The sequence below is a fragment of the Tunturiibacter gelidiferens genome (assembly GCF_013410115.1).
GTDB lineage: Bacteria > Acidobacteriota > Terriglobia > Terriglobales > Acidobacteriaceae > Edaphobacter > Edaphobacter gelidiferens.
On record NZ_JACCCV010000002.1, the window covers coordinates 1,791,862 to 1,805,277 of the forward strand.

The 13,416-nt window shown below is 55.5% G+C and carries 10 protein-coding genes; 1 reads left to right on the plus strand and 9 read right to left on the minus strand.

The window, feature by feature from the left end; translation table 11 throughout:
• Window positions 1–3 precede the first annotated feature (3 nt).
• From HDF12_RS19525 to HDF12_RS22545, 6 genes are all read right to left on the minus strand, one after another.
• Entirely contained in the window at window positions 4–1,071 is a 1,068-nt protein-coding gene (locus tag HDF12_RS19525; RefSeq protein ID WP_179586109.1) for an NADH-quinone oxidoreductase subunit B family protein, read from the minus strand.
• A gap of 92 nt (window positions 1,072–1,163) precedes the next feature.
• The gene (gene efp / locus HDF12_RS19530) at window positions 1,164–1,739 is read right to left on the minus strand and encodes an elongation factor P (RefSeq protein WP_179586112.1); all 576 of its coding nucleotides are present in this window, start codon (window positions 1,737–1,739) and stop codon (window positions 1,164–1,166) included.
• A 262-nt stretch (window positions 1,740–2,001) separates the two neighbouring features.
• Window positions 2,002–3,147 carry a phosphatidylinositol-specific phospholipase C1-like protein gene (locus tag HDF12_RS19535; protein WP_257025744.1) on the minus strand — a complete coding sequence of 382 codons (1,146 nt, stop codon included), beginning with the start codon at window positions 3,145–3,147 and terminating at the stop codon, window positions 2,002–2,004.
• Window positions 3,148–3,205: 58 nt separating this feature from the next.
• Window positions 3,206–4,147 (minus strand): metallophosphoesterase family protein, encoded by a 942-nt coding sequence (locus tag HDF12_RS19540; RefSeq protein ID WP_179586114.1) that lies wholly within the window; start codon window positions 4,145–4,147, stop codon window positions 3,206–3,208.
• 24 nt (window positions 4,148–4,171) lie between these two features.
• On the minus strand, window positions 4,172–7,276 hold the full coding sequence (locus tag HDF12_RS19545; protein ID WP_257025745.1) for an outer membrane beta-barrel protein: 3,105 nt from the start codon (window positions 7,274–7,276) through the stop codon (window positions 4,172–4,174).
• Window positions 7,206–7,622, minus strand: a complete 417-nt coding sequence (locus tag HDF12_RS22545; RefSeq protein ID WP_373563968.1) for a carboxypeptidase-like regulatory domain-containing protein — start codon at window positions 7,620–7,622, stop codon at window positions 7,206–7,208. Before HDF12_RS22545 ends, HDF12_RS19545 begins: the two co-directional genes overlap by 71 nt.
• A 268-nt stretch (window positions 7,623–7,890) precedes the next feature.
• Between HDF12_RS22545 and HDF12_RS19550 the strand changes: the two genes are divergently transcribed.
• Window positions 7,891–8,877: a 2-hydroxyacid dehydrogenase gene (locus HDF12_RS19550; protein WP_257025746.1), complete on the plus strand. Its 987-nt coding sequence runs from the start codon at window positions 7,891–7,893 to the stop codon at window positions 8,875–8,877.
• A gap of 141 nt (window positions 8,878–9,018) precedes the next feature.
• Here HDF12_RS19550 and HDF12_RS19555 read toward each other — a convergent pair whose 3' ends face one another.
• The 3 genes from HDF12_RS19555 to HDF12_RS19565 all read right to left on the minus strand — a co-directional run bounded on the left by HDF12_RS19555 (window position 9,019) and on the right by HDF12_RS19565 (window position 13,298).
• Window positions 9,019–9,375, minus strand: a complete 357-nt coding sequence (locus HDF12_RS19555) for a hypothetical protein (RefSeq protein ID WP_179586116.1) — start codon at window positions 9,373–9,375, stop codon at window positions 9,019–9,021.
• 327 nt (window positions 9,376–9,702) lie between these two features.
• Window positions 9,703–11,151 carry a sodium:solute symporter family protein gene (locus HDF12_RS19560; protein ID WP_179586118.1) on the minus strand — a complete coding sequence of 483 codons (1,449 nt, stop codon included), beginning with the start codon at window positions 11,149–11,151 and terminating at the stop codon, window positions 9,703–9,705.
• 95 nt (window positions 11,152–11,246) lie between these two features.
• A complete protein-coding gene (locus tag HDF12_RS19565) occupies window positions 11,247–13,298 on the minus strand; it encodes a M13 family metallopeptidase (protein WP_179586120.1) in 2,052 nt (683 codons plus the stop codon).
• Between the last annotated feature and the right edge of the window lie 118 nt (window positions 13,299–13,416).

Consider the following 13,416-nt stretch of genomic DNA (forward strand, 5'->3'; position numbering starts at 1 on the left):
TAGTCAGCGTTGTTGGCCCGGGGAAATACTTTGCTGCCGCCAGCTTGGCACTTTATTGAGCGATGCCTGAGTGAATTTGCGTAGTGCATGAATCGCTCGTCCATAGGTCTGAACAGCTGCTGACGAGAGAAGCGATCCGGGTGGTTGGTCCATAAATGGCATAAATTTATCCGGAAATCCTGGCATCGTGCACCCAATACAAATGCCGCCTACATTCGGGCATCCGCCAATCCCGCCCATCCATCCACGCTTGCCAACATTGCACTGAACGACGGGGCCCCAGCAACCCAGTTTTACGATGCACAACGGCGATCCATACTGCTCTGCAAATTGCGCCTGCTCATAGTAACCGCCACGATCGCAACCCTCATGCACCGTGCTTCCAAAGAGCCAGGTGGGGCGCAACTGCTCATCGAGGGGAATTATAGGTGCATGTCCGGTAGCCATGTAAAGCAGATACAGCAGAGTCTCCATAAAGTTGTCCGGCTGGACAGGACAGCCCGGAACACAAACGATCGGGACTGCAGCCTTGGATCTCCACCGCCATCCGAGATAGTCAGGAAGCCCCATGCACCCGGTTGGATTGCCCGCCATCGCGTGAATTCCGCCGTACGTCGCGCAGGTTCCAACGGCAATCACCGCCCAGGCATGGGGGGCCAGCCGGTCGATCCACTCGCACGTTGTAATTGGCTGCCCGGTCGTCGCATCTGTGCCCAGCGACGCCCAGTATCCCTCCGGTTTATTGTTCTCATTCGGGATGGAGCCCTCAACAACAAGGATGAAGGGTTCCAGCTTGCCCGCCGCAGCCAGATGGAAACAGCGCAGAAAGTCTTCGCCAACTTCAATAGATAGAAAAGGGTTATGGAAGTTCACCTTTGGGATCCAGGGAATTCCCCCTAGGACAACATCCTCAATGCTGGGCTGCGTTGCGGCCGTCATCGCGATTGTGTCTCCGTCGCAACCTAACCCCGCAGCAATCCAAAGCACATTGATTTCTTTGATCGGCGGTGAATGCTGATCCCAGCTCTCCACGAATCCCCCTCGGGATTGCGTTCCGGCAAGACGTTCCATAACATCTTGTGCTCGAAAGAGAACTTAGGCAAGTCAGGCGTCTATCAATCTCTTCGAGAGACCCGGGACTCCGCAAACAGCGCTCCGACGAATCAGGCCCGCCCGGCGAACTCCCGCGTCTCTGTGTTCACCTTGATCTTTTCGCCTTCTTTGATGAACAACGGTACGCGAATCTCCACACCCGTCTCCAGTTTGGCTGGCTTGGTCACGCTGCCACTCGAAGTGTCGCCGCGAACGCCCGGTTCGGTGTACGCAACAGACAGTTCCACTTGAACTGGCAGCTGCAGCCCGATTGGATTACCGTTATATTTGTCGATCTGAATCAGAACCCCCTCAACCAGCAGGTCCAGTGCATCCCCCACAATCTCATCGCTGAGGGAGAGAGTTTCGTAGCTCTCCTGGTCCAGAAAGTACGAGCCATCTCCGTCGCTGTAGAGATAGGATGCCCCAACCGTCTCCAGGTCCGGCTCCTTGAACTTGTCGCTGGCCTTGAACGTCTTGTCGAAGACTGCGCGCGTAAGCATGTTACGCATTCTCAAACGGACCAGCGTCTGGCCGCCCCGAGCCGTCGGAGTAGAAATCTCAGCCTCCAGGCAGCAGAACGGAACGTTTTCAAACTCAAAGAACATCTTGCGTTTCACATCGATGGCGTCGATCAATGCAGCCATAATTTCCTCGAATACAAAGTCAACGTACAGATTTTGCAGCTGGCTTAGCTCTTTCATTGCCTAAACTGCGAATGACCATAGGATAGCAGGGAGGCACAGCATCAGTTTCGTTTGGCCAACGCTACAATCCTTCGAGGCATGCAAAACGTCGCGACCGAGCCACGAACTACCGGCTCCATGGGACTGACTTAACGGGATCGTTTCTCACGCCCTACCATCAAACCGTAACGCAACAGATCGCTCGGCAGACAGGCTAACGGAGCTAATTAGCTGAGTCCCCTTGCAAACCACTGTTGCAGGTCGGAGCACTGATCGGATTGCATCGCGCGACCGCCTTTCCAGGAAGCGTGACAACATAATTCCCTGGCCAGCGAGCGGGTTCGTTGACAGGATAGTCGGTGCTCAGCAATTGAGCTCCGCTTGCAATCATAGCGTCGCGCATCGTGGTGTCGTTGGCACGAGTCTGCTTCGTGTCCGAGTCGGTGCGACCGCGGATGAGATATCCCTTGCGAACGAGCAATGTGATATCCGCTGCAGGACCGTCGTTGCGCTCGATAAACGCGGCATCGGGCTCGCCAGGTTCGGAATTAGTGAAGAGAACGCGGCCACGTAGAGCAGGATGACCTGCAACGTAGACAGGACCTACAGCGCGTTGGTCCATCAGGAAAATAACCTTCCCTCGCGCGCTGTCGAGGCTTGGCCAGTTGCCCGCGAGAACCGCTTCATTGAGCGTGTCGTAGTGGCCGCGCACATCATCAGGAGTGATCAGTTCGCTGGCCGGAAAGACGGAACGGATCTCGGCATCGAGTGCGTCAAAAGTGGCAGAGGTAAATGGTTCGGGTTCAGTAAGCTTGAGCTTCCCCGGAGAGCCCTGTTTGGTCTCAACGAGGATGAAGATTGGAATGTGTTTCGGATGAGCCTGCGACCACTGGCGAACCTGCTCGAGGCATGCAATAAATGGCTGACAAGTGCTGCGATAGTCCACGTCCTGAACGTGCATAACCTTAAACCCCGGCTTCAACATCACCCCGTTAGGATCGAAGTCGGGGTCAGGCGGGAGGTTGGCGGCCGCGACCGTCAGGGGACCGGACGGATGAGCATAACGCCCACCTTTGGTATCGGCATAAACGTCCAGTTCAATCTGTCGAACACCGCTATCAAACTGCTGCTGCAGCGGCTGATGCTGATAGTCGAGTCCCTTGTACGCATCGGCGTACTTCGCCTGCCAAAGTTTCGACTCACTCAACGCAATCCCCGCGTGATAGCTGTTGTGCGTGCCGATGACCTGGATCTGGTTGAGTTTGAGAGCACCATCGGCCGCCGCAGTCTGCGCGTTGAAATAACTACTGCTGCCGAGAGATGCGGACAGAACCATTGCCGAAAAGACGCGTAAGGAGAGAGAGCGCAATCTGTATCCTTTGATTTCCGTGGAGCTTTCAAGTTATCGCAATCGAAGCGTCTTCCCGCTAGATAGCGCGGTAGGACTTGCTATAGTGCGTAGACCAGTCGACGAGGCTTTCATTCAAGAAGCGCCAGGTGGCCCGTTTCGTGTCGACTTCCATGAGCATGTACGCATTGGGATCATAACGTGTGGCGGCCATGACGTAGTGCTGCGGGCCATAGATGCGGCCATAGTCGATCCACTTGTGCTTGTGGCCGGAGACGACTAGCTGAATCGTCTCTTGGTACTTCACCAGTAGCGGCTGCAGCCCATAATCAGCGAACTCTGTGGCCTTATTTTGAATCAGCGGGTAGTGGACAAAAACGAAGGTAGGCTTGTGCTGCTGCAGCTGGGCTTCAAACCAGTGAAGCTGTTCTTCGCCGAGCGAGCCGATCCCCGGGTTGAACTCTGAAGATGTGTGATCCTGCGTGCCACCAAGGAAGTTATTCAGGTGGACAAATTTGTAACCTTTGTAGTCCAGCACAGAGTACGGCTTCGTGTTGAACTTGGCTTCGAAGAGACAATGGCTCATCTCCCGCGAAACTCTCCGCACGTCGTAATCGTGGTTTCCGAAGCCAAGATGCACCGGCATCTTGAACCCGTCCGTGATCGTCTTCGCATTGTCAAGCCGCGTGTTGTTCTTGAAGTAAAAGTCATAATCCGTCGAAGGATAGTTGTGAAAGTAGTCGCCGATCAGGAAAACCTGCTTAATGGCCGGGTTCAAGGAGTTAATGAGATCGCGAGCCGAAGTGAGTCGAGGTGTCGTCAGCAGAATGCTCTCGTTGTCCTCCGCTCCGTTCTCGCTACCTTTGACGTAATAGTCGTCGATGATATGCGTATCGGCGACAAGCGCGAAGTAGAACTTGTCGAGCGAGGCAGCCATCCGGACCTGCTCCGCCCATAGCCTCTGAGTGAGCAGGCTACCGAGCGAAGCACCGGCGAGGGAGACGAATCTTCTTCTATCCATGACGAAAGATCCTCTGAGTTCTGCTTAGAAAATGATCTTCCCGGCAAACTGCAGGATGCGGGCCGGACCGGTAGTAGCAGCGGTGACGACACCGAAGCTGGTGGAGGTGGGACTATAAGTGCTGCTTCCCGGAAAGCCAAGGTTCGTCTGGTTGAGGATATTGAATGCCTCGACGCGGAAGTCAAACGACGTGCCTTCGGAATAGAGAGCGAAGCTCTTATGCAGACCAAGGTCGAGTTGATAGAAGGGATCGAACCGGATGGAGTTTCGGCCGGCGTTGCCGTAGGGGTGGTTCTGGTCCGGCAGACTGAAGGCGTTCAGATTGAGCGCTGTGATGCCCTGGTTACCGTTCACACGCACTCGCTTCGACTTGGGCAGCACGGCCGCATTGCTGATCTGATTCGGGCGTTGATTAAGAATGGTGCTGACGGACTGGTTAGAATCGGGTGAATAAGTTACATTGACTGCCTGGCCGCTGCTGGCGCTGTTGATAGCCGTGATCTGCCAGCCGCCCAATGCCTCCTGCAGAAGCAGCGGTGCGCTGCCTCCGAACATGCGGCCCTTGCCGTAGGGCAGATCATAGACAAGGGTGAGAATCTCGTTCAGCGGTTGATTGTAGGCCGACGGTCCACGTTCCCCAAGTGGGTTGGTGAGATTGATGCGCGAGTTATCACCGTTCGGAGTATCCAGGTGGCCGCTGGCGTTGTCCTGCGCCCGCGAGTAAGTAAACGAGTTGAGCAGATACAGACCGTGTCCGGCGCGATGCTCCAGTTTTGTCTGCAGCGCGTTATAGCCGAGGAAGCCGGCGGGAAGCGTCTCTTCGATCGTAGTGAATGTCTTCAGCGGGCGCCCCTGGTTCTGGTTCAGCAGATTGACGCAGCCAGAGGTCACGAGGTTCCCATTGCAGGTTGCCGTAACGGGATTCGCATTCGCCTGGTTGTAGTCTGCGAGAACCTGAAGCTTCACGCCATGCTCTCCGACGTAGGAGACCTCGAAGGTGGTGGAAGGACCAAGCTGACGCTGTACCGTCAGGTGATAGCTCTGAACGTAACCCGTAGGCAGGTTCTTGGGGATATAGCGAGCTTGCGTACTGGCGTTGCTGGCCGCAGTAACAATCGACGGACTGGTAAAGTCCGTGGGATAGCCTTGCATCGTGGTTCTGAAACAAGGCGTCGGATTGGCAGGATCGAAAGCGGCTCCCAACTGTGCCGCCGTACAGACGGACTCCGTCTTAGCTGTGCCGACAATGCCCGGATTCGCAAACGAGGGGATCTGATTCACATTAGTGTTGACGATGTTAGGCAGGTTGTAGACAAGCAGATTCTCGCCGCCTTCGCGATTGAACTGCGCAAAGTTGATACCGTATCCAGCCCGTATAACAGTCTTCTGATCGACGGAGTAGGCAAGACCCAGGCGAGGAGCGAAATCCAGCTTCGGCGTATTCACCAACGCGCGGTTGTAGAGGGAACCGGACGAAGCCTGGATAAGGGAATCCGTGGTCGGATCGAAGTTAGCCAGCAGATTGTGTGACTCCCACTGCGGCGTCACCAACTCGTAACGTAAACCAGCATCGACGGTCAGGCGAGAGCTGAGTCTTATGTCGTCCTGCAGATAAAAGTAATGCATCCTCTGATTCACGTGGACGATAACAAAGTTGTTGAGCTGGTAGGCACTGCGTGCGCCGAAGATAAAGTCAGCCAGTGCAGCAGCCTCTTTGGTGCCAGTATCCGCCGCACTGAGCGTTGCCGTCGAGGCGCCGGTGTAGCTGAAACCACCATTGTAGGTATCCTGACCGAAGACAGGGTTGAAGTCATCGATCGTGGTAAAGATCGACTGGTACTCGTAGCCAACTTTATAGGTACTGTGTCCACGGATCCACGTGTAGTTCACCTTCGGATTGTAGATATAAGGATTCTGAAACTGAGGGTTGCTTCCCTGGTTTCCAAACTGAGAGAACGTGTTGACGCTCTGCACATTCAAGCTGCGAACCACCTGCGGATCTGTCGGAAGCCCCGGAATGCCGTCCATCAGACTAGGTAGATTCGCACCATAAGGGCTCTTGCCGCCATCCGTTCGGGTAAAGGCGAAACGCGCATCCAGGATCGAGTTTTGATTGAAGATGTGAGTCACGCCGCCGGCGATCTGCTGGTTGAAAATATTGACTGTGCCATTACTATTACCGCCGGCAGGCCCTTGAATGTTGGGTGGCGAAACGATCTTGCCCTGATGCTGGCTGTAGCGGACAAACGCAGTGGTGCGCTGGCTGAAAGTCTGATCGACGCGAATGTCCCCCTTGTCGTCGTTGATGGTGTCTGACGGCAGCGAGGCATAGTTGTTGGCGAAAGGACTGCCGGGAACATTCGGCGCAGGAAGCGCAGCCAGCACGCCTTTTGCAAAAGACGAAACCGAGGGATCGTTGAACGGAATGACACCGTTGGTGTACTTCTGACCTGTAAGCGGGTTGAGCAGCGGCACCGGAGTACCGCTCTCGGCTCCGCCAAAGGATCCGTTTGCGTTCTTCACGGCTGCTAGAAAGGTGTAGCCGCCGTTCGCAATCGCGAGCGGGCTGGTTCCGAGTTGGTTCGCTGTCGGGATAGTGGCCACATTGAATGCATGGACGACCTGTCGCGTTCCCTCGTAGTCTGCAAAGAAGAATGTGTGATCCCTCCAGATTGGCCCCCCGAACGTGCCACCGAACTGGTTACGTATCAGAATTGGCTTTTGCGCTTTGCCCGTCAACGGATTGGTCGGAGGAGTAAACGGCCCGATAGCGTTGAAGACGGTGTTACGGATGTAGTCGTAGGCCTTGCCGTGGAACTGATTTGAGCCGCTACGTATACTGACGTTGATCACGGCTCCGGCAGACCGGCCGTACTCGGCGCTATAGTTATCAGTCTCGACGCGGAACTCGTTGATGGCATCTGGTGATGGAGGGATAGCCTGATTAGAAAATCCCTGGTTTGAGGTGCCGTATGCGTTGTTGTCCAAACCATCAAGCAGGAAGTTATTGAATTCGCTGCGCTGACCGTTAACATTGAAACTCGCGTCGCGGCTGCTGTCAGTCGAATTCTCGAGGATATTCCGACGCACACCCGGGACCAGCGGCGAGATCAGCGTAGGCGCGACCATTCAGCGGAAGATTTTCAACCTCGCGCGTTCCAATAACCTGCCCACGTTCGCTGCTGTCTGTTTCAAGCAACGCCGCAGCGGAGCCGACGGTCACCGTCTCGCTATTAGATCCGATCTTCAAAGCCACATCGACGCGCTGTCGAGCGTTGACGGTAACGGTAAATATCTGTGTCGTGCTGACATCAAACCCACTCGCCTGCGCAGTCACCAGATACTGGCCAATCTTTACATCCGTAAACTGATAAGCGCCCTGATCATTGGTTTGCGCGGTCACCTGAGCCTTGGTCTCCTGGTTGACGAGGGAAACGGTTGCGCCGGAGAGGGTCGCCCCTGAGGAATCGCGCACATACCCAAGGACGGAGGCGGTCTCAAACTGCGGGCAGCGAGACAGATCCTATTAGGAAAAAACAAACCGCGACAACAAACAGCAAAAAGCGTTTCACAGACACTCCAGAAGTTTTAATAAGAGATACGGGTGATAACTCAGTGAGGGTGTACTGCTCCCTCTGAGCACATGAACCCACTATAGTGCGCAATTTGCGTATATCAGATATCACCAACGCTACAGAATCGTGAATTTCCTCGGTCCTCGCTTTGTTTCCGGACCAGATTTCATGCACACTCATGCAATGGTGCGTGTCGGTGTCGACGAGAACCTTGCTCCGCAGTTGCTGGTAGATTTTCCTCGCGAAGCAGCAATCGTCCGAATTCCCCGCAGACCATCGGCGATTCTCGAAGTTGACTTCTGGATCCTGGTCTTCGCACGCAAAGATGCCCGGGAGACCTTCGCCCGTTTGCGCGGCGTCAAGGTGGTGCAATCGATGATGGCGGGCGTTGACTGGATTAGGCCTTGGCTGCCGAAGGAGATAGTACTCTGCGACGGGCGCGGCATCCGCGACATCTCGGCCTCCGAGTGGGTCCTCACCGCAATCCTCACGTCCTTGAAGAGAGTTCCACGCTATCGCGATCTGCAGCTACGTCAGGAATGGAAAGGTCAAGCTTCCGTATCGGACGATTTTTTGAACGAAGCCGGCGTTCAGGTCGGACAGTACCAGATTCTGGGAGAGGATCTGGCAGGAAAGACCGTGCTGATCGTCGGCTATGGGTCGATCGGTGCGGCGATCGAAACCCGTCTAAAACCCTTCGGCGCGAAGATTCTGCGGCTGGCGCGTAACCCCCGCAAAGAGCCGGAGATCGTCGCCGTGACCAATCTGCATCGCCTCCTGCCGCAGGCCGACATCGTCGTTCTCATCGTGCCTCTAACTCCGGAGACGCGTGGATTGGTTGGAGCAGCAGAGATTAGTCTGATGAAGCATGGAGGCCTTCTCGTCAACGCGGCGCGAGGCCCCGTAGTTGTAACGGAGGCTTTAATTGAGGCGCTCGAACAGCATCGAATCAGGGCGGTTTTGGATGTGACGGACCCAGAGCCGCTACCGGCAGCCCACGCTCTATGGTCGGCGCCCAACTGCATGATTACGCCGCACGTGGGTAGCTCGACCCCTGAGTTCATCCACCGCGCATTCCGCTTCGGAGCAGAGCAGGAGAGGCGTTTTTTGACTGGAGAAGAGTTGAAAAACATCGTAACCAAGGCAGGTTACTAGCCCTCGCTCCCGACCGCTTAGACCACCGTTTTCGCTTAGACCACCGTTTTAAGGATGAGGGGAGGCGCTGGCCTAACGCGCGTCTGAGGTAGGCAGGCCAGCAGTTGTACGGTTCCAAAGAACGAGTTCCGATCGGCAGGGTTACCCTCTCCGTCCAACCTGAAGCTCGTCGACATCGTCATCATCGTCGTCTTCTTCGTCGTCATCCTCATCTTCCTCGTCATCGTCTTCGTACTCATCCTCATCTTCTTCGTCATCGACTTCTTCGTCGTCATCCTCGTACTCACCATCCTCATCCTCGTCGTCTTCCTCTTCGTCGTCGTCGTCCTCAAACTCGTCATCCTCATCTTCGAGTGCTTTCTTTGCGGCGCTTAAGGAATCGGCCGTGGAGCCCTGCAGGACCATATCAAGGGAGCTGTTTTCAAAGGCGGCAAGGAAATTCAGACCCAGGGGGAAGAAGGTTGCGTTGAAGTCGAAGGTTAGGGTCTCAAGTGCCATAAAAATCTCCTGTTGAAAATGTGTACTGGAATAGGATGCAGCAGACTGAAAAAAGTGAGTGTGAAAATTCACTTTTCCTTGAATTAGAAGCTTAGGGCACTCTGGCGCTTTTGTTTAGTACGGCGCCGGCCCAGGCAGAAAAAAGGCTTCGCGGCCGCCCACTGAGAAGGGGGCATTGCCGCGAGGTCGGGAGCCAGTCGGTAGTTCATCTATCTTTTGTGCGACCTTGTCGATGGCGTCGCCTCGTTCAGAGAATTACGCCCTAGCTGGGGAGCGATGTCGTAAGTATCGAACAATATCGTCATCAGGCCGCAAAAAGAATTGCTGTCAGGCTTCGGAGAATGGTTGGAGTTGCTTCTCCGTCGGTGGGCTGGTCAATAGGCTGACAGCGATCAGACACAGCAGAGAGACAAGCAGTGCTGGAAGAATAGCGTCGCGTTCGCTGATGACTGCCGGCAGATGAGAGTGGACAAAGCCGGTATCCCAGAAGACCGTAACGAACGTGCCCACCGCAATACTGGCCACGGCACCCGCTGCAGTCGCGCGTCTCCAGTAGAAGGTTGCAAGGATGACCGGCGTCAGAGCAGCGCCATAAATCGTATAGGCGTAAAGCGACTTCTTCAGCACCGACTCTATATGGAGCGACTGGTAGAGCGCCCATAGACCAAGCAGGACCACCATCAGACGAGAGACGGCGAGAGTCTTCGTGTTCGAAGCCTGCGGGTTGATATAGCGAAGATAGATGTCGTTGACGAGGTTAGTCGACGGCGAGAAGAGCCAGTTATTCGCTGTGGAGATGATCTTCGCGAAGATGGCTCCCATCAGCAGCGCGCCCAGCAGACGAAGCGGTGCGGACCCTGAGAAACCATGCAACCCAAGGTAAGCGAGAATCTCGCGGGGGCGTGCGTGTACCTCTCCGCCAGGAAAGAGGCTAGACCCAGTGACGGCAAGGGCGACGATGACAGTCTCCAGGATGACGGTACCGACGATCCACCCAACAACCGCACGGGTGGCATCCTTCTCCGACTTGGCAGAGAAAAACTTTTGATACATCGACTGATTTCCAAGCAGCAAAAGACAAGTCGGAAGAAAAAGCTCAAGAGCCTGGATGAATCTGAGATCGCCCAGCACCTGGAAATGAGTTGCGGGAAGGCTCGAATGGACCGCAGACCATCCCCCGGCGTGATGTACAAGGATAGGCAGCGCTATAAGCATCGTAAAAGTGGCAAGAAGGCCGATCGCAACATCCATGTAGGCAACAGATGCCATGCCGGCAATCGCAGTAAAAACGATGACGAACGCAGCAATAATGTATTTGCCGAAGTCGGCGGTTATCAGGTCCGGGAAGATCAAGTGAAGAATATCGCCGCCACCAACAAACTGGTAGCTCGTAACAGCCGTGTAGCAGAAGAGAATCGCGATGACGCCAAGCACGCGTGCCGCCTGGTTGTAACGAGCCTCGAGCAGATCGGGAATGGTAAACTGTGCGAACTTTCGTGCACGTGGGGCGATGAAGTAGATCAGCAGCAGGCCCGCCCAGCCACCACCTCCTTGCCAAAGCGCCGCGAAGCCATGCTTATAGGCGTTTTCCGCCCCGCCGAGCAGCGACCCTGAGCCGATCCAGCTCGACAACAGCGTGAAGACCAGGACGAAGGCGGGCAGCGAGCGGCCTGCCACAAGATAGTCTGCCTTTGTCTTCACCTTACCAAGACGTGTGAGCGAAACCGTGAGCAGGGTGACGACAATAACCGATAGAACGATCGCGTAGAGATTCATTAGGTTAGGTCAGTGTACTGTCTGGCAGCCGATCCTCGCACCCGTGACCTCGCGTTGGAGATTGAGCCGTCGGCCACGGGAAAAATTCTGTCGTATTACCACACCCTGCAGGTGGGCGCGTGCACCATCGGCTGACCTGCTTTGCAGCTAAAGGCCTTCTGAAACTCCGGCATATTCGAAACCACGCCATTGATGCGCGCATACCCTGGCGAGTGGGGGTCCGTGATAGCGCGAACCCGCAGCACCTCGGGACGCTCATTCTCACAAGCCCATTGCGCCATCCCAACGAAGAAACGCTGATCCGGAGTGAATCCGTCCGCGCTCACCAACTGCTGCCCGGCAGTCTGCTTCTTCCATGCGATATAAGCGAGTAACGTCCCGCCCAGGTCGGCAACGTCTTCGCCACTGGTCAGCTTCGAGTTGATGTGAATATCGTCCACAACGATGTACTCTGCGTACTGACCACGAATGCAGTTAATACGGTCCTCGAAACCCTTGGCGTCCGCAGGCGTCCACCAGTCGCGAAGATTGCCTTTGTCGTCGAACTGCCGCCCCTCGTCGTCGAAGGCGTGCGTAAGCTCATGGCCGATTGTTGCTCCGGTGTTCCCGTAGTTTGGCGCGTCATCCAGCTTCGTGTCGTACAGCGGTGGTTGCAGCACGCCGGCAGGAAAATTGATATCGTTCATCTGTGGGTTGAAATAGGCATTGACGGTAGGTGGCGTCATTCCCCATTCATTCAAGTCCACAGGCTTACCCAGCTTGTGCCACTGTCGCGCGTCTTCGAACCGATAAGAGCGCTCAACATTGCCAATGTAGTCATCTGACTTTATCTCTAGCGTCGTATAGTCACGCCACTGGTTCGGGTATCCAATCTTATTGCGAATCACATGCAGCTTGCGGAGAGCCTTCTGTTTGGTTGCGGGGCTCATCCAGTCGAGATTCTCGATCTCCTGCTTCATCGCAGCCTCGATCTGCTCCGTCATCAGCTGCGTCTTCGCTTTTGTATCGGCAGAAAATGTGCGCTTGACGAACTCCTGTCCCAGCGCTTCACCCAGGTCACGATCCACTCCACGCGTGCAGGTCTTCCAGCGCGGCGGCATTGCAGGAACGCCGCGCAGCGTTGTCGAATAAAAGTCGAAGTCGGTCTGCTCCAGCGGGCGAGCAAGGTATGGCGCTGCGGCTGTCAGAAAGTGAAATCGCAGATAACCACGAAGTGCCTCAACAGACTCGGTCGAAACCTCCGTCTGCACTGCCTTCATGAACTCCGGCTGCGCCACATTCAGCTTCGCGACACCTGGCGCTCCCTGCATCTCAAAGTAACTTGGCCAATCAAAGGCGGGCGCGATCTTGCTCAGTTCACTAATCGTCATCATGTGATAGGTCTTATGCGGATCGCGTCGGTCCACCCTGGTAAGCGATGCCTTGGCAAGCGCCGTCTCAATGTGGAGGGTTGCATCCGCGTCGAGCTTTGCCTGATTTGCAGACTCACCGCCCAGCGTGAGCAGCTTCTGGATGTAGGCAAGATACTGCTCACGCAGCTTTACACTCTTATCATCCGTCTTCAGGTAATAGTCACGATCAGGCAGACCAAGTCCGCCCGCCCCAAGCGCCACGATCTCCAGCGACGAGTCGATCGCATCCTGATCTGTGCCCGATTCGAACAGGAAACTACCTGCGTAGTCATGGTGCAGTGAGCTGATCGCCCTAACGAGTTCGGGCCGCGTCTTCAGGGCATCGATGCGCGCCAGACCCGACAGTGCAGGTTTCACACCCAGCGCATCGATCGCCGAGGTGTTCATGCATGCGGCAAAATAGTCGCCGACCTTCTGCTGCACTGCGTCGCGATTCGCCGCCTTGGCATCCGCCTCGAGAATGCCCCAAAGAAACTGTTCATTCTCGTTGCCAAGCTTCGCGTAGACACTCCAGCCAGATTGGTCCGGAGGAATCGGATTTTTCTTCTCCCACCCACCGCAGGAGAACTTATAAAAGTCGACGCAAGGGTCCGCCCCGCGGTCTAGGCTCGACAGATCAAGCGATGGCGAGTAAGGCATCGATTGAAGAGGCTGAGCGGCCTCTTGCGCGGGTACTTGGATCGCGGCGAGCAATAACGCAGTGGCCGCCAGGGCGACCGGAACTTTCGAGAGCATGAGTTCTCCTGTGTGCACCATCCTAACCGTAAAAACCCTCGCAAAGCACGTTCGATTCGTCCCTGGGGCCGTGCACCGGCGTTAGACTGATCCCTGTTACAAAAAAGGAAGCGGAAGG

Bases quoted from the DNA above. Each gene is read 5' to 3' on its own strand.
- HDF12_RS19525 (WP_179586109.1), bottom strand. From the start codon at position 1,071: ATGGAACGTCTTGCCGGAACGCAATCCCGAGGGGGATTCGTGGAGAGC.
- efp (WP_179586112.1), bottom strand. From the start codon at position 1,739: ATGGCTGCATTGATCGACGCCATCGATGTGAAACGCAAGATGTTCTTT.
- HDF12_RS19540 (WP_179586114.1), bottom strand. From the start codon at position 4,147: ATGGATAGAAGAAGATTCGTCTCCCTCGCCGGTGCTTCGCTCGGTAGC.
- HDF12_RS19545 (WP_257025745.1), bottom strand. From the start codon at position 7,276: ATGGTCGCGCCTACGCTGATCTCGCCGCTGGTCCCGGGTGTGCGTCGG.
- HDF12_RS19550 (WP_257025746.1), top strand. From the start codon at position 7,891: ATGCACACTCATGCAATGGTGCGTGTCGGTGTCGACGAGAACCTTGCT.
- HDF12_RS19555 (WP_179586116.1), bottom strand. From the start codon at position 9,375: ATGGCACTTGAGACCCTAACCTTCGACTTCAACGCAACCTTCTTCCCC.
- HDF12_RS19560 (WP_179586118.1), bottom strand. From the start codon at position 11,151: ATGAATCTCTACGCGATCGTTCTATCGGTTATTGTCGTCACCCTGCTC.
- HDF12_RS19565 (WP_179586120.1), bottom strand. From the start codon at position 13,298: ATGCTCTCGAAAGTTCCGGTCGCCCTGGCGGCCACTGCGTTATTGCTC.